Source organism: Microvirga sp. RSM25 (genome assembly GCF_044784385.1).
Classification (GTDB): Bacteria; Pseudomonadota; Alphaproteobacteria; order Rhizobiales; family Beijerinckiaceae; genus Microvirga; species Microvirga tunisiensis.
This window is the reverse complement of the sequence record NZ_CP173039.1, coordinates 233,339-248,374: the sequence shown is the minus strand read 5'-3', so window position 1 is coordinate 248,374 and position 15,036 is coordinate 233,339. Positions and strand designations below refer to the sequence as shown.

Genomic DNA, 15,036 nt, shown 5'->3' with positions numbered 1-15,036 from the left:
GATATGGTATCTCCTCCCGATGGCCCCCATGTCAGGTTCGATGCTGTCTCCTTCATCTCATCCAGGCCCCTCCCTCGCGCCCGCCGTGCGGGATGCCGCCCGCCGGGCGGGAGATCTGGCCCTGCCCTATTTCCGCGCCGGCGCGCAGACGGCGGCCAAGCTCTGGTACAAGGGGCACAGCTCCCCGGTGACCGAAGCGGATATCGCCCTCGACGTTTTCCTGAAGGAGCATCTCTCCGCGCTGTTTTCCCAAGCCGGCTGGCTTTCGGAGGAGACGGCCGACGACCCGGCGCGCCTTGAGCAGAGCTATGTCTGGATCGTCGACCCCATCGATGGCACCCGGGCCTTTGCCTCGGGCCATCCCGATTGGGCCATCTCCATCGCCCTGGTCAGGGACGCCAGGCCGGTTCTCGGCATCCTCTATGCGCCGATCCATGATCGTCTTTACGAAGCAAGGATCAGCGAAGGAGCCTGGTGCAACGGCGAGAGGCTGCAGGTGTCCGAGGCCGAAGATGTCCCACATGCCCGGGTTGCGGGGCCCAAGCCTCTCGTGGACCAGCTCGAGCGCCACATGGGCCCGGTCGAGCGCCTGCCCAAGGTGCCGTCCCTGGCGCTCAGACTGGCGCGGGTGGCGGAAGGCTCCATCGATATCGGCCTCGTCTCGGCCAATGCCCAGGATTGGGACATCGCGGCCGCGGACCTCATCCTGCAGGAAGCAGGCGCATGCCTGACCGGTCTCGACGGTTCGACCCCGATCTACAACAAGCCTTATCCCTCCCACGATGAGATGATTGCCGTTGCGTCACGGTTGCATCCTCGTGCTATTGGAGCCATGAGAGCCTGAACAAAGTTGGCTCACATCAACACCGACCCTCCAACCCTCTTCAGAAGAGCCCTATCATCATGACCGACACGCCTGGCAAGCAACTCCTGCATCTGGTTTTCGGCGGCGAACTCAGCAGCCTCGAATCCGTCGACTTCAAGGATCTTTCCAAGCTCGAAATCGTCGGAATCTTCCCGAACTATGCCAGTGCTCACGCGGCCTGGAAGGCCAAGGCACAGGCGACGGTGGACAATGCGCAGATGCGCTACTTCATCGTCCACCTTCACCGCCTGCTGGATCCGCAGATCGGCTGATTCCTCAGGTCACAATGGGTTTCATGAAGCGCATCACCCGGTCGCGAGCGGTCCAGGAAATCCTGGGCTTTCTTGTCGCGGGCTATCTCAAGTTCGTGCAGCGCACGAACCGGTTCGTCATGGAGCCGGCCGATGCTTATGACCGAGTCGAGATGCCCGTGATCGCCGCCATGTGGCACGGGCAGCATTTCATGATCCATTTCGCCAAGAGGCCGCAGGACCGCGCCGCGAGCCTCGTCTCACGCTCGGGCGACGGTGAGTTCAATGCCGTCGCGCTGCGCCATCTGGGGGTGCGGGCCATCCGCGGCTCCGGTGCACGCGGCCGCGACATCCGCAAGAAGGGCGGTGCCCAGGCCATGCGGGCCATGCTGCGGGCCTTGAGCGATGGAGAGATGGTGGTGATGACCGCCGACGTCCCGAAGATTTCGCGGATCTGCGGCCAAGGTATCGTCACTCTGTCCCAGCTGTCCGGTCGTCCCATCGTGCCGGTCGCCGTGGTCACGAGCCGCCGCATCGACTTCGACAGCTGGGACAGGGCCAGCATCGGGCTGCCGTTCGGCCGCGGAGCCATGGTGCTCGGAGATCAGATCCATATCCCGCGGGAAGCGGACGAGCAGACGCTGGAATCCTTAAGAAAGACCGTCGAGAGGGAACTCGACCGAGTGCACGAGCGGGCCTATGCTCTGATCGGATCGAGGGATCCGGGCGCCAAACCCAGTCCCGTGCTCATGGGAGGCTTCCGGGCATGAGCTTCCCGATCATCTTCAAGGCCTACCGCACGGCGGTGTCCATGCTGGAGCCGGCCGTGCTCGGCCTCCTGTATTGGCGCCGGCACAAGGGTCGCGAGGATCGCACGCGGCTCGGCGAGCGGCAGGGCTATCCCAGCCGCCAACGGCCCAAGGGCCACCTGATGTGGGTTCATGGTGCCAGCATCGGCGAGACCCTGTCCCTGCTGCCGATCGTGGAACGGATGACCCAGCGCGGCCTTGCGGTCCTGGTGACATCAGGCACGAAGACATCGGCCTCTCTGATCGCCCGGCGGCTTCCGCCCGGCGCCATTCATCAGTTTGTCCCGCTGGACGTGCCACGTTATATAAAACGCTTCCTGGAGCACTGGCATCCCGATCTGGCCCTGATCGCGGAATCCGAGATCTGGCCGAACACGATCATGGCGCTGGCCGAGCGTGACATCCCGCTCGTCATGGTCAACGGCCGCATGTCGGATCGATCGTACCAGCGCTGGCAGAAAATGCCGGGCATCATCAGAGGCCTTCTCGAACGGTTCGCCCTATGCCTTGCCCAAACGTCCGACGACGCCGAACGTCTGGCACGGCTCGGTGCTCCCCGGGTGATCGTGACGGGCAACATCAAATTCGATGCGGCTCCCCCGCCAGCGGACCCGCGGGTGGTGGCACATCTCTCGGGGCTGATTGCAGGGCGCCCGGTCTGGCTTGCAGCCAGCACGCATCCCGGCGAGGAAAGTGCGATCATCGCCGTGCACCGCGCCTTGGCGAATCGCCATCCTCACCTGCTCACCATCATCGCCCCACGGCATCCCCATCGCGGGCCGGACGTTGCCTCCCTTGCCAGACAGGCCGATCTGCGCGCCAGCCGGCGCTCCGAGGGCATTCACCCCGATCGGGCGACGGATATCTACGTGGTCGACACGGTCGGCGAGATGGGCCTGTTCTACCGGCTCTCCCCCATCGTCCTCATGGGCGGCACTCTAGTTCCCATCGGCGGGCATAACCCGATCGAGCCGGCCAAGCTGGGCGCGGCCATCCTGCACGGACCACATGTCCATACCGCCACCGAGATCTATGAGGCCCTCGATCGGTCGCGGGGCGCAGTAATGGTGAAGGACAGCGCCACCCTGGCGCGGGCGGTCAACGAATTGCTGAACAACGCGGCCCTTACGCGCGATATGGCTCGCAAGTCCGGGGAGGCTGTGCAGGCGCTCGGCGGCGCCGTGGACCGGACGATGCAATCGGTCGAGCCCTTCATCGTCCAGGCGAAACTGGGAGCGCGCCGCTGATGCGCGCACCACGCTTCTGGTGGCAGCCCTCCCCCTCGCTGCAGGCCAGTCTGCTGCGCCCAGCCGGCATCATCTACACCTCCATCGCCGCGCAACGGATGCGGCGACAGGGCGAGAAGGCGGATCTTCCCATCATCTGCATCGGGAATTTCACCGTGGGCGGCGCCGGCAAGACACCGACGGCACTTGCCGTCGCCAAGATACTCGATGCGGCGGGTGAAAGCCCCGCCTTCCTGTCACGGGGTTATGGCGGTCGCCTGCGCGGCCCGGTGCAGGTCCGGATGAAGCACACGGCCTTCGATGTGGGCGACGAACCCATCCTGCTCTCGGGCGCGGCGCGAACCATCGTCTCCCGCGACCGCCCGGCCGGGGCCCGGCTGTCCTACGAGATAGGATCGACCGTCGTCATCATGGATGACGGGCTCCAGAATCCGTCGCTGATCAAGGATTGCGCCATTGCAGTCGTGGATGGAGCAACGGGAATCGGCAATGGTTTGCCTTTGCCTGCCGGGCCGCTGCGCGCGCCAATGAAAGTGCAATGGCCCGCCATCGATGCGGTTCTCATCATCGGCAGTGGAGAGCCGGGACGACAGATTGCCGAGGAAGCTGAACGGCGCGGCAAGCGCGTGTTCGGAGCAAGGCTCGAACCGGCAATGGATGTGGCCAAATCCCTCCAAGGCAAGAAGGTGCTGGCCTTTGCAGGGATCGGACGGCCCGAAAAGTTCTTCGACACCCTGCACGCCTGCGGCGCCATCGTCGAAGCCGTACATCCGTTCCCCGACCACCATCGCTACAAGGCGGCCGAACTCACGGCTCTGCGCCAGGAAGCGGAGGCACGCGGGCTTCAGGCCGTGACCACGGAGAAGGATTTTGCACGGATCGCGGCGGTGAAGGAGGCCGAGCCTTGGCCGGATCTGATGGTGCTGCGGGTGCGGCTTCGGATCGAGAACGAGGCGGGCCTGCGCAACCTGCTCCTGCGCCGCATCAACGAAAGGCGGCTGCATGTCGCATGAACGACGGCGAACCGGATCCACCTCGCCGGAAGCACTCTACTTTTGAGGCCCGCCCCCGCCGGTGATGCGCATCATCACCGCCTCGGGCGAGGCATAGGCCTCCTGCCTCTCGACGCTCCAATACTTCAACTCGTCGAGGGGGATCTCGACACCCGTCACCGCGCAACGCACATACGCCCCGGGCTTCAAGACCCGGAGGTTGCTGTCGAGATATTGCACGACGGCTTCGCCGCCGCTGCGTTCGATCTTGTTCAACATCGATGACATCAAGAAATGCGTTGCGCTGTCTTCCACATAAGCAGGCTAGACGAGGATTTCCAATCCTCAATCAAAACAAGGCGCCCTGCTCTTCCGCCGCCACAAGCTTCGGCTTGGCTACCCTTGGCCTCGTCCCGATCCGCCCACCGGTGGCATCCGCCTTGCCGTCGGCGAATTCGAGCACGAGGGCCTGGCCGTCCAGCACCGCCTCCGCCGAGTTGAGCGGCTGTCCGTCCGCATCGCGGACGAGGGCGAAGCCGCGCTTGAGCACGGATTTGTAGCTGAGGCTGTCGAAGAGCTTGGACACTGCGTCCAGCTTGTCGGCCTTGCGGGCAATCTGGCCTTGCAGCGCCGGCCCGAGGCGTTCGGCGACCCGCTGGGTGAGTTCATGCCCTTGAGCAAGACGCACCCGCTCGGCGCGCAACAGCGCCTCTCGGGACACCACCAGACGGCGGCCGATCTGCTTCAGGCTCTCCTCGCGCAGCAGGATGGAGCGGCAGGCTGCATTGTAAGGGCGCGGCCCCACCGCATCGAGCCTGGCGCGCATGCGGGCGACGTTGGCCACCGGCGACACATGGGCAAGCTGGCGCGCAACCTTGAGCAGCCGCTCCTCGTGGCCGCGGGCGTTGCGGGCGAGCGCCGGATAGAGCTTGGTGGCCGCAAGATCGAGCCGCTGCCGCTTGGGCGAGAACAGGGCCTCTGGGCTCGGCAGGGCACGGGCCGTGGCGCGCAGGTCCGACCGGCGGCGCTCCACAAGGCGAAGGGCTGCTTCCACATGGCGCCGGGAGAGATCGTTCACGGCGGCCATGAGCTCGACCCGGACCGGCACCACCATCTCGGCGGCGCCCGTGGGCGTCGGCGCACGCATGTCGGCCGCATGGTCGATCAGGGTCCAGTCGGTCTCGTGGCCGACCGCCGAGACGAGCGGGATGCCGCTCTCGGCCGCGGCCCGCACGACGATCTCCTCGTTGAAGCCCCACAGGTCCTCGATGGATCCGCCGCCGCGGGCCACGATGAGTACGTCGGGGCGCGGGATTCGCCCGCCGGATTCCAACGCATTGAAGCCGCGGATGGCGGCGGCGACCTCCGCCGCGCAGGTTTCGCCCTGCACGCGCACGGGCCACACCAGCACCCGGCGCGGGAATCGATCCTCCAGCCGGTGGAGAATGTCGCGGATCACCGCGCCGGTCGGCGAGGTGACGACGCCGATCACCTGCGGCAGGAAAGGCAGCCGGCGCTTGCGCTCCTGAGCGAACAGCCCCTCCGCATTCAGCTTGCGGCGGCGCTCTTCGAGCAGCGCCATGAGCGCGCCGATGCCGGCGGGCTCGAGCGTATCGATGACGATCTGGTACTTGGACGAGCCCGGAAAGGTGGTGATGCGCCCGGTGGCGATGACCTCCATTCCCTCCTCGGGGCGGATCTTGAGCTTGGCGAAGGCCCCTTTCCAGATCACCGCGTCGATGCGGGCATTCTGGTCCTTCAGGGAAAAATACGCATGCCCCGACGAGTGAGGCCCGCGATAGCCCGAGACCTCGCCACGCAAGCGCACATGGCCGAACGCATCCTCCAAGGTGCGTTTGAGGGCGCCCGCCAGATCGGACACCGACCATTCGGAAGCATTCGAGGGAGCTTTTTCTGCGAACATGAGGTGAACCTAATCCGCCCACCCGGGGCCTGCCAAGGGCACGGCCGCAACAGACGTTCACAATGGCAACCTATCCCCTGTGCATTTCGCCGCGCCCGCAAAACAGGTCTTGGCCTCGCACTTTCAAGACTAGGCGCAAAAGCCCATAGCCGCTAAGAGCGCAGCAGCACAGGGAGGCGAAAGTCATGAACATTCTTCTCATCGGGTCCGGCGGACGGGAGCATGCTCTGGCCAGGAGCCTCTCGGCGAGTGCCCTGTGCGACAGGCTTCTCGTCGCCCCCGGCAATCCCGGCACGGCGCAGCACGGCACCAATGTCGTGCTCGATGTGACGGACCATCGGGCGGTGATCGATCTCTGCCGGGTGATGAAGGTCAATTTCGTCGTGGTCGGGCCGGAGGCGCCGCTGGTGGCAGGACTCGTGGACGATCTCACGGCTGCGGGAATCAAGGCGTTCGGGCCAAGCAAGGCCGCCGCCCAGCTCGAAGGCTCGAAGGCCTTCACCAAGGATCTGTGCGCCGAATTCAACATCCCGACCGCTGCCTATCGGCGCTTCACCGATGCGGAAGCGGCCAAGGCTTACGTCCGCAGTTACGGCGTGCCGACCGTGGTGAAGGCGGACGGCCTTGCCGCCGGCAAGGGCGTGGTCGTCGCTACCTCCTTCGAGGAGGCTGAAGAGGCCATCGACATGATGATCGGCGGCGGTCTCGGAGCGGCCGGAGCCGAGGTGGTGATCGAGGCGTTTCTCGAAGGCGAAGAGGCGAGTTTCTTTGCCCTCTGCGACGGCACGCATGCGATCCCCTTCGGCACGGCGCAGGACCACAAGCGCGTCTTCGACGGCGACCAGGGACCCAACACCGGCGGGATGGGGGCTTATTCGCCGGCCGCCGTGATGACGCCGGAGCTCCAGGCCCGCGCCATGCGGGACATCATCGAGCCGACTCTCGCGGGCATGAAGGCACGCGGCACGCCCTATACGGGCATCCTCTATGCCGGGCTGATGCTCACCAAGGACGGGCCTCAGCTCATCGAATACAATGCCCGCCTCGGCGATCCCGAAACCCAGGTTCTGCTGCCGCGCCTGAAATCCGATCTCGTGACGGCGCTGCTTGCCGCCTGCGACGGCGTTCTGAACAGCATCTCCCTGCAGTGGACCAACGAAGCTGCGCTCACCGTCGTCATGGCCGCGCAGGGCTATCCGGGATCAGTCGAGAAGGGCTCGGAGATCAGGGGCATCGACAAGGCTGAAGAGCTGGACGACGTCATCGTGTTTCATGCCGGCACGAAACAGGACGGCGACAGGATCGTTGCCAATGGTGGACGCGTGCTCAATGTCACGGCGTTGGGACACACGATCTCCGAGGCGCAAAGGAAAGCCTATGAGGCTGTTGCCAGGATCGAGTGGCCGGAGGGCTTCTGCCGGAAGGACATCGGCTGGCGTGCAGTGGAGCGTGAGCTGAACTGAGCGTACTTCAATCGAGGGATGACGCGACGGAACATAGTCCACTTTAAGTTGTAACTCTCTTTTTTCCTAAGCGGCCTCATCCAATTCGCATGGGAATGCTCTAGCTTCTGGAAGCGATCTTCTTACAACAGCGAGCGGCCATCCATGAGCGACGAACTCTTTCCCGATTTCGAAAGCCACTGGATCGACACGGAGGTCGGGCGCATCTTCGCCCGCTCCAAAGGCACGGGAAAGCCGCTCGTTCTGCTGCATGGCTTTCCTGAAACCCATGCCATGTGGCACCACCTCGCGCCGACTCTGGCCGAGACCCACAAGGTCGTCTGCATGGACCTGCGTGGCTATGGCTGGTCCTCAGCGCCGGAAGGCGACCCGAAGCACGAGACCTATTCCAAGCGCGCCATGGGCCGGGATGTCGTGCGGGTCATGGAGGCTTTGGGCCATGTGCATTTCGCCGTCGTCGGACACGACCGCGGAGCGCGTGTCGCGTACCGGCTCGCCCTCGACCATCCGGGCCGGGTGGAGCGGCTCGCCCTTCTCGACATTCTGCCGACCTACCATGTGTGGGAGCAGATGGGAGCAGGCAGAATTCCGGAAGTTCACTGGGGCTATCTTTCACAGCCCCGACCGAAACCCGAGGAAGAGATCGGGCGCGATCCGATCCCGTATTTCGAAGGCCTGATGCGGGAATGGTCGGCCGCGGGCGATCTCAGTGCCTTCGACCATCGCGCGCTCCACTCCTACTGGCAGAGTTGCAACGAACCCAGCCGCATCCACGCCTTCTGCGAGGATTACCGGGCCGGCGCCACCCGCGACATCGAGGCCGACGAAGCCGATCTCGCCGCAGGCAAGACCATCCAGTGCCCGACCTATGTGATCTGGAGCGATTATTATCTCGTCAGCGGCCCCGTCGGCGACCGGAAGCAACCACTCGACATCTGGCACCAGAGCTTCGCCCCGAAAGCGACCGGCATCGGGGTCACGTCAGGGCATTTCGTAGCAGAAGAAAACCCGAGCGCGACGTTGGAGGCGCTGCAGGCTTTCCTGCAGAGCTGAAGCTTCGATTGGCGCTTCTGCCTGAGGAACCCGTCTGATCAGCGCACGTTCACCGGTGCAGACGGGACCTTTTCAATGACAAAGCACATTCCAGACCAGCCGGTCTCACAGGACACCTCCTCCGAGGCGGAAGTCATTGCTCGTGCTGAAGAGGAAGTGCGGCTCGACAAGCGCATGGTGACAACGGGCAAGGTTCGTGTTCGTACAATCGTCGACGTCGAGACTGAGCTGGCAAAAGGTACGCTCGACGGCGAGACAGTCGATATCACGCGCGTTCCCATCGACCGCATCGTGGATCAGGCTCCCGGCATCCGCGTCGAAGACAATGTGACCATCATCCCCGTTCTGGAAGAAGTTCTCATCATCGAAAAGCGCCTCGTCCTGAAAGAGGAAGTGCACATTCGCAAGCTTGCAACGACGGAGGAAGTTGAGATCCCGGTTGAGCTTCGCAAGCAGCATGCCGTCATCGAACGGCTTCCCGCAGATGAGGACGACACGAACACCAGTTCGTGAGATTGCAAGCATCAACAAATCGATTTTGGGAACGAAGTTGCCCAGCAGCAATTGGTAGATCAGTGCGCCTGAAGCCGTGCTGAATTGAGTAATACGGCAGCAGTAATTGAGCATGAGCTAGACTTCGCAAAATTCCATTTGTTTGTCGATCACCTCTGGAGCTCTTCGCAATGGCCAAGACTGTAACCTGCCTCTATGGCAGCGACTCTCAAGCTTCTGCAATCGTTCGTGAGCTGGAGCAATCCGGCATCTCGCAGGGCAAGATCTGCATGTTCACCAACTCGGGCAGCAACCGCTTCTGGGATGACGCCAGCAGCTTCGACGAAAGCTCAGGTGGATCGCACCATGATCGCGTCGAGAATTACCTCACCACCAACGGCGTGCCACGTGACGATGCTCGCGCTTATGCAGAAGGCGTGCGCCGCGGCCACGCTCTCATCGCCGTACGCTGCGATGACGGCGAGGCGGATCGGGTCGTAGATATCCTCGACAATGACGATGTTCTCGACCTCGACGAGCGTCAGGGTGCTTGGCGTTCGGAAGGCTGGAGCAATTACGGTTCGGGTGTTTCCGATCTCGGCTCCGGCGCTGCCACCACATCGTCCGGCATGCTGGGTAGCGCAGGGCTGACGAGCGGCAGCGACATGCGCGACAGTGACATCGCGCAAGATCGCACCTATGCGACGTCTGATGACCGCACGGCCCTTGGTACGGATCTCGGGTCTGATCGAACCCAGCTTCACGGCGGGGACGTAAGCCGCGGCGACGAAGTGATCCCCGTGGCGGAGGAAGAGCTGCATGTGGGCAAGCGCGAGGTCAGCCACGGCCGCGTGCGCATTCGCTCTCATGTGATCGAGCGTCCCGTGCAGGAGCAGGTTACCCTCTCCGAGGAGCGCGTCGCCGTCGAGCGCCGCCCGGTCGAAGGCTCCCTGCATGCCGGATCCATCAACGATGGCGATCTCTTCCAGGAGCGTACCATAGAGATGGAGGAACGCGCCGAGGAAGCGGTGGTCTCCAAGGAGGCTCGCGTCGTCGAGGAGGTTGTCGTGCGCAAGGAAGCAGACCAGCGGACCGAGACGATCTCCGATACGGTTCGCAAGACCGAGGTCGAGGTGGAGGACGAGCGGGGCAACACCGTCTCCCGCACCGGCACGACGGATAACAGCCGTTAATCCTCACACCGGAAGAAGCGCAGGCCCGGAGAGCGTCGCTCCGGGCCTGTTTCATGCAACCCTTTATCGCCGGCCCTCGAAAAACTCCTTCAGCAGCGCCGCCGCCTCCCTCTCCCGGATGCCGCCATAAACCTCCGGGGCGTGGTGGCAGGTGGGCTGGTCGAAGAAGCGCACGCCGTTATCGACCGCGCCGCCCTTCGGATCGTAAGCCGCGTAATAGACCCGCCGGATACGGGCGAACGAGATCGCGGTCGCGCACATGGTGCAGGGCTCCAACGTCACGTAGAGATCGCAGCCGGAAAGCCGCTCGTCGTCCAGAGCCTCGCAGGCGCGGCGGATGGCGAGCATTTCCGCGTGGGCTGAGGGGTCCCGCAGCTCGCGCGGGCGGTTGCCCGCCGAGGCGACGACCCGGCCGTCCTTCACGATGGCGGCCCCCACCGGCACCTCCCCGCGCGCCGCAGCGGCGCGGGCCTCGTCGAAGGCCACGCTCATGGGATCCGGTCTTCCCGGATCAAGCGGCTCGTGATCGGCGTTATCCATCAATCGGTTCGTTCCTTAATCCTCGCTTCTCTGCCACTCCTCTGCTATCAGGCTCCCATGACCGACAGCAACGACGATAATCGCAGGGGCCGCTCCTCGGGACGCTCCGACCGCAGCCGCACCTCCGGTGACAGGCCCTTCCGCAAACCCCGCGAGGGCGGCGAGCGCCCCTTCCGCGCCCGAGGCGACGATGACCGCCCGCGCAAGCCGCGTGAAGCAGGCGACCGGCCTTTCCGCAGCCGCGATGGCGATAAGCCGTTCCGCCCGCGCGGAGAAGGTGGCGATAAGCCGTTCCGCAGCCGGGATAACGATGATCGTCCTCGCCGCTTCGAGAGCGGCGACAAGAAGCCCTTCCGGCCCCGCGGCGAGGGTGGCGACAAGCCGTTCCGCGCCCGCAGCGCCGGTGACAAGCCTTTCCGCGGCCGCTCCGGCGACGAACGCCCGCGTCGCTTCGACCGCTCCGCCGAGGATCGTCCGCGCCGCGCCCGCGAAGAGCGCCCCGAGGTTCAGGCCGAACCGCAGGAGCCCACCGAGGACCGTATCGCCAAGGTCATCGCCCGTGCCGGCATCGCGTCCCGCCGCGACGCGGAGGTGCTGATTGCGGAGGGCCGTGTCACCCTCAACGGCAAGGTGCTGGAATCCCCCGCAATCAACGTGACGGCGGCCGACAAGATCACCGTGGACGGCGAGCCCCTGCCGGCCAAGGAGCGCACGCGCCTGTGGCTCTTCCACAAGCCGCGCGGCCTCGTGACCACGGCCCGCGATCCGGAAGGCCGGCCGACCGTGTTCGACAACCTGCCCGAGGACCTGCCCCGCGTGGTGGCGGTCGGTCGGCTCGACATCAACACGGAAGGGCTTCTGCTGCTCACCAACGACGGCGGTCTTGCCCGCATGATCGCCCATCCCGATACCGGCTGGCTGCGGCGCTATAAGGTGCGCGCCCACGGCGAGATCAACCAGGCGGACCTCGACCGCTTACGCGACGGCATCAGCATCGACGGCATCGATTACGGCCCCATCGAGGCGCGTCTCGACCGGGTGCAGGGCGACAATGCCTGGATCACCATGGGCCTGCGCGAGGGCAAGAACCGCGAGATCAAGCGCATCCTCGAGCATCTGGGCGTCCGGGTGAACCGCCTGATCCGCATGTCCTTCGGCCCGTTCCAGCTCGGCGACCTCGAGGTCGGCCTCGTGGAAGAGGTGCGCACCAAGGTGCTGAAGGATCAGCTTGGCGAAGCGCTCGCCCTCGAGGCGGGTGTCGATTTCGAAAGCCCGGTGCGCGAGCCGATCGCGCCCTTCGGCTCTCCCAAGGGGCAGGATCGTGATGAGCGCGGCGAGCGCCCCTCGCGCTTTGGCAGAGACCGGGATGACGAGCGCCCCCGCCGTCACCGCGATGGGGATGAGCGGCCATCACGCTCCCGCGATGGCGACCGTTTCAGCCGCGACGAGGAGGAACCCAGGAAGCGCCCGTCGCGCCTCGATGTGAAGACGAGCGTGTGGCGCGCCGGTGAAACCGACGAGGACGCCCCGCGCCGGAAGACCCCGCGCCGCGGTGCCGATCCGAAGGAGGCTCGCACAGCCAGCGCGGAGCGTCAGCGCGAGCGTGTCGGCGCCATTTCGTCGAGCGAAGGCCGCAAGGTCGTGGTGGAGCGCCTCGTGCGCCAGCCGCAGGAAGAGGAGGCGCCCGCTCCCCGCAGGGGCCGCAGCGCTGCCGGTGGCGAGGATCGTCCGCGCCGCCGTGACGACCGCGATGCGGCTCCGGCCCGCCGCGGTCGCGAGGGTGGAGAACGTCCTTCGCGCCGCGATGACGAGCGCCCGCGGCGTCCCGCCGGCGACAGGCCCTTCCGGGCACGCTCGGAGGGAGCGGAGGATCGTCCGCGCTCTCATCAAGGCGAGCGCCCCTTCCGGTCCCGCGAGGGCGGGGACGACCGCCCGCGCAAGCCACAGGGGGACCGTCCGTTCCGCGCCCGTGGCGATGACGACCGTCCCCGCCGTGGCCCCCCGCGAGGGGATGCCCCTTCCCGTGGCGGCCCGAGAGGCGGCGGCTTCAAGAGCGGTCCTCGAGGCGCGTCCAAGGGCGGAGCCTCGAAGGGCGGCTTCAAAGGCGGTTCCAAGGGCGGCCCGCGCGGTCGCCGTTGACCAGCGCCTGACACCATCCTGGTCATCATCCTGAGGAGGTCGCGAAGCGACCGTCTCGAAGGAGGGTCCGGAGAGCATCGGAGACGCCCTCGTCCTTCGAGACGGCCTTTCAGGCCTCCTCAGGTCGAAGGCTTCTGAAGAGTTTCTGAATTGGGAATCATGCCATGAGAATTGTGGGCGGGCGCTGGCGCGGCCGCTCGCTCAAGGGGCCGAGTTCGGACGCGATCCGCCCGACCTCGGACCGCCTGCGCGAGACGCTTTTCAACATCCTGCAGCACGGCTATGACGATCCCGTCGAGGGCGCGCGCGTGCTCGACCTCTTCGCCGGCACCGGCGCCCTGGGGCTGGAGGCGCTCTCACGCGGCGCCGCCTTCGCGCTCTTCGTCGACGACGGGGCGCAGTCCCGCGGCATCATCCGCGAGAACGTCGAGGCTCTCGGCGCCGGCGGCGCCACCCGCCTCTTCCGCCGCGACGCCACCCGCATGGGCGGGGCCGCGCCCAATGCGCCCTTCTCCATCGTGTTCTGCGATCCGCCCTACGGCCGGGACCTCGCGCCGAAAGCCCTGCGCTCCTGCGCCGAGGGCGGCTGGCTCGTGCCCGATGCGCTTGTGATCGTGGAAGAGGCGCAAGGCGTCGAGTTCACGCTGCCGGAAGGTTTCGAGGAGATCGAGCGGCGCGATTACGGGGAGACGAAGGTGGTGTTCGGGCGGTATCGCGCTTAACCCTCCTCAGCCGGCAGATGTCCGTGCGATTGTCCCATCATCATCTGCCCGCTATACCGCCCCTTCCCTGTTGGTCGCGTAGGAAAGGCTCATCATGAAAGCAGTTCTCTTCGAGCAGTTCGGGCAGCCGCCGCGCGTGCAGAACGTGCCGGACCCGACGCCCTCCGCGGAAGGCGTCGTGATCAAGGTCGAGGCGACCGGCCTGTGCCGGAGCGACTGGCACGGCTGGATGGGACACGATCCCGACGTGGTGCTGCCGCATGTGCCGGGGCACGAGCTCGCCGGCACGGTGCTTGCCACCGGCAAGCAGGTCACGCGCTGGAAGAAGGGTGATCGCGTCACGGTGCCGTTCGTCGGCGGATGCGGCCATTGCCATGAATGCCATTCCGGCAATCACCAGGTCTGCGAGCAGCAATTCCAACCGGGTTTCACGGCCTGGGGCTCGTTCGCGGAATATGTGGCAGTCGATTACGCGGATACGAACCTCGTCCCGCTCCCGGAGGAACTGGATTTCGCCACCGCGGCGAGCCTCGGCTGCCGCTTTGTCACGTCGTTCCGCGCCATCGTCGACCAAGGACGCGTAAAGCCCGGGGAATGGGTGGCGGTGCATGGATGCGGCGGTGTGGGGCTGTCCGCAATCATGATCGCGGGCGCCATGGGGGCGAACGTGATCGCCATCGATCTCACGGACGAGAAGCTCGCATTCGCGAAAGCCTTGGGAGCCGTGGCGACGGTGAATGCGCGAGACAGCAAGGATGTGGTCGGAGCTGTCAAGGAAATCACCAAGGGCGGCGCACATGTGTCCATCGATGCCCTGGGCCATCCGGCCACCTGCTTCAACTCCATCGCCAATCTGCGCCGCCGCGGGCGTCACGTGCAGGTCGGGTTGATGGTGGGCGAGCATGCCCGCGCGCAGGTGCCGATGGCGCAGATCATCGCGCATGAGCTGGAGGTCTACGGCAGCCACGGCATGCAGGCCTTCCGCTACCAGGAGATGATGGCCATGATCCGCACCGGCAAGCTCGCGCCGCAGAAACTCGTCGGCAAGCACATCAGCCTCGACGAGGCGCCCGACGCCCTCATGGCCATGGATCGGTTCGAAGGACTTGGCATCAGCGTCATTACGCGTTTCTGAGAACGGCAAACGTTCCATACCCCTCGCTCGTCATCACCGGCCTTGTGCCGGTGATCTCGATTGATTGAGGGGCAACGCTCTTCCTGATCGGGATGGCCGGGACTGACCCCTGGATCAAGTCCGGGGACGGCCATGACGGGAAGGACTCACCCAGCTGCACCACTCCACCCGGCCCCTCCACGCAAGGGGGAGGGAAACACGCGCCACATCG

At 65.5% G+C, this 15,036-nt stretch carries 15 protein-coding genes; 12 read left to right on the top strand and 3 right to left on the bottom strand.

From position 1 onward, the window contains the following. The first annotated feature begins 28 nt into the window (after window positions 1-28). Genes ACD578_RS01140 through lpxK form a run of 5 tightly spaced genes read left to right on the top strand, consistent with a single transcriptional unit; the run spans window position 29 to window position 4,185 of the window. On the top strand, window positions 29-844 hold the full coding sequence (locus ACD578_RS01140; RefSeq protein WP_404290118.1) for an inositol monophosphatase family protein: 816 nt from the start codon (window positions 29-31) through the stop codon (window positions 842-844). A gap of 59 nt (window positions 845-903) precedes the next feature. Then, window positions 904-1,137: a DUF4170 domain-containing protein gene (locus ACD578_RS01135; RefSeq protein ID WP_152711373.1), complete on the top strand. Its 234-nt coding sequence runs from the start codon at window positions 904-906 to the stop codon at window positions 1,135-1,137. Window positions 1,138-1,151: 14 nt separating this feature from the next. Then, window positions 1,152-1,886, top strand: coding sequence for a lysophospholipid acyltransferase family protein (locus tag ACD578_RS01130; RefSeq protein ID WP_404290116.1), 735 nt, complete (start codon window positions 1,152-1,154; stop codon window positions 1,884-1,886). Continuing rightward, window positions 1,883-3,172, top strand: coding sequence for a 3-deoxy-D-manno-octulosonic acid transferase (locus ACD578_RS01125; RefSeq protein WP_404290114.1), 1,290 nt, complete (start codon window positions 1,883-1,885; stop codon window positions 3,170-3,172). Before ACD578_RS01130 ends, ACD578_RS01125 begins: the two co-directional genes overlap by 4 nt. Continuing rightward, window positions 3,172-4,185, top strand: a complete 1,014-nt coding sequence (lpxK, locus tag ACD578_RS01120) for a tetraacyldisaccharide 4'-kinase (protein ID WP_404290112.1) — start codon at window positions 3,172-3,174, stop codon at window positions 4,183-4,185. Before ACD578_RS01125 ends, lpxK begins: the two co-directional genes overlap by 1 nt. 36 nt (window positions 4,186-4,221) lie before the next feature. Here the strand turns inward: lpxK and ACD578_RS01115 are convergent, their stop codons facing one another. Both ACD578_RS01115 and xseA read right to left on the bottom strand, forming a co-directional pair. Continuing rightward, window positions 4,222-4,443, bottom strand: a complete 222-nt coding sequence (locus tag ACD578_RS01115; RefSeq protein ID WP_152711385.1) for a DUF2093 domain-containing protein — start codon at window positions 4,441-4,443, stop codon at window positions 4,222-4,224. Window positions 4,444-4,513: 70 nt separating this feature from the next. After that, a complete protein-coding gene (gene xseA, locus ACD578_RS01110) occupies window positions 4,514-6,088 on the bottom strand; it encodes an exodeoxyribonuclease VII large subunit (protein ID WP_404290109.1) in 1,575 nt (524 codons plus the stop codon). Between the two features lie 185 nt (window positions 6,089-6,273). Between xseA and purD the strand changes: the two genes are divergently transcribed. The 4 genes from purD to ACD578_RS01090 all read left to right on the top strand — a co-directional run bounded on the left by purD (window position 6,274) and on the right by ACD578_RS01090 (window position 10,289). Then, entirely contained in the window at window positions 6,274-7,551 is a 1,278-nt protein-coding gene (gene purD / locus ACD578_RS01105) for a phosphoribosylamine--glycine ligase (protein ID WP_404290107.1), read from the top strand. Window positions 7,552-7,695: 144 nt separating this feature from the next. Continuing rightward, window positions 7,696-8,604 (top strand): alpha/beta fold hydrolase, encoded by a 909-nt coding sequence (locus ACD578_RS01100; protein ID WP_404290105.1) that lies wholly within the window; start codon window positions 7,696-7,698, stop codon window positions 8,602-8,604. Window positions 8,605-8,679: 75 nt separating this feature from the next. Then, window positions 8,680-9,117 carry a YsnF/AvaK domain-containing protein gene (locus tag ACD578_RS01095; RefSeq protein WP_404290103.1) on the top strand — a complete coding sequence of 146 codons (438 nt, stop codon included), beginning with the start codon at window positions 8,680-8,682 and terminating at the stop codon, window positions 9,115-9,117. Between the two features lie 170 nt (window positions 9,118-9,287). Continuing rightward, window positions 9,288-10,289 carry a YsnF/AvaK domain-containing protein gene (locus ACD578_RS01090; RefSeq protein ID WP_404290101.1) on the top strand — a complete coding sequence of 334 codons (1,002 nt, stop codon included), beginning with the start codon at window positions 9,288-9,290 and terminating at the stop codon, window positions 10,287-10,289. A 63-nt stretch (window positions 10,290-10,352) separates the two neighbouring features. Here ACD578_RS01090 and ACD578_RS01085 read toward each other — a convergent pair whose 3' ends face one another. Then, window positions 10,353-10,829 carry a nucleoside deaminase gene (locus ACD578_RS01085; protein ID WP_404293634.1) on the bottom strand — a complete coding sequence of 159 codons (477 nt, stop codon included), beginning with the start codon at window positions 10,827-10,829 and terminating at the stop codon, window positions 10,353-10,355. 57 nt (window positions 10,830-10,886) lie between these two features. On the opposite strand from ACD578_RS01085, the gene ACD578_RS01080 reads away from it, so the two are divergent. The 3 genes from ACD578_RS01080 (at window position 10,887) to ACD578_RS01070 (ending at window position 14,825) form a co-directional block, all read left to right on the top strand. Beyond that, entirely contained in the window at window positions 10,887-12,968 is a 2,082-nt protein-coding gene (locus ACD578_RS01080; protein WP_404290099.1) for a pseudouridine synthase, read from the top strand. 164 nt (window positions 12,969-13,132) lie between these two features. Further along, the gene (rsmD, locus tag ACD578_RS01075; RefSeq protein ID WP_404290097.1) at window positions 13,133-13,690 is read left to right on the top strand and encodes a 16S rRNA (guanine(966)-N(2))-methyltransferase RsmD; all 558 of its coding nucleotides are present in this window, start codon (window positions 13,133-13,135) and stop codon (window positions 13,688-13,690) included. A gap of 94 nt (window positions 13,691-13,784) precedes the next feature. Then, entirely contained in the window at window positions 13,785-14,825 is a 1,041-nt protein-coding gene (locus ACD578_RS01070; protein ID WP_404290095.1) for a zinc-dependent alcohol dehydrogenase family protein, read from the top strand. Window positions 14,826-15,036: the final 211 nt, after the last annotated feature.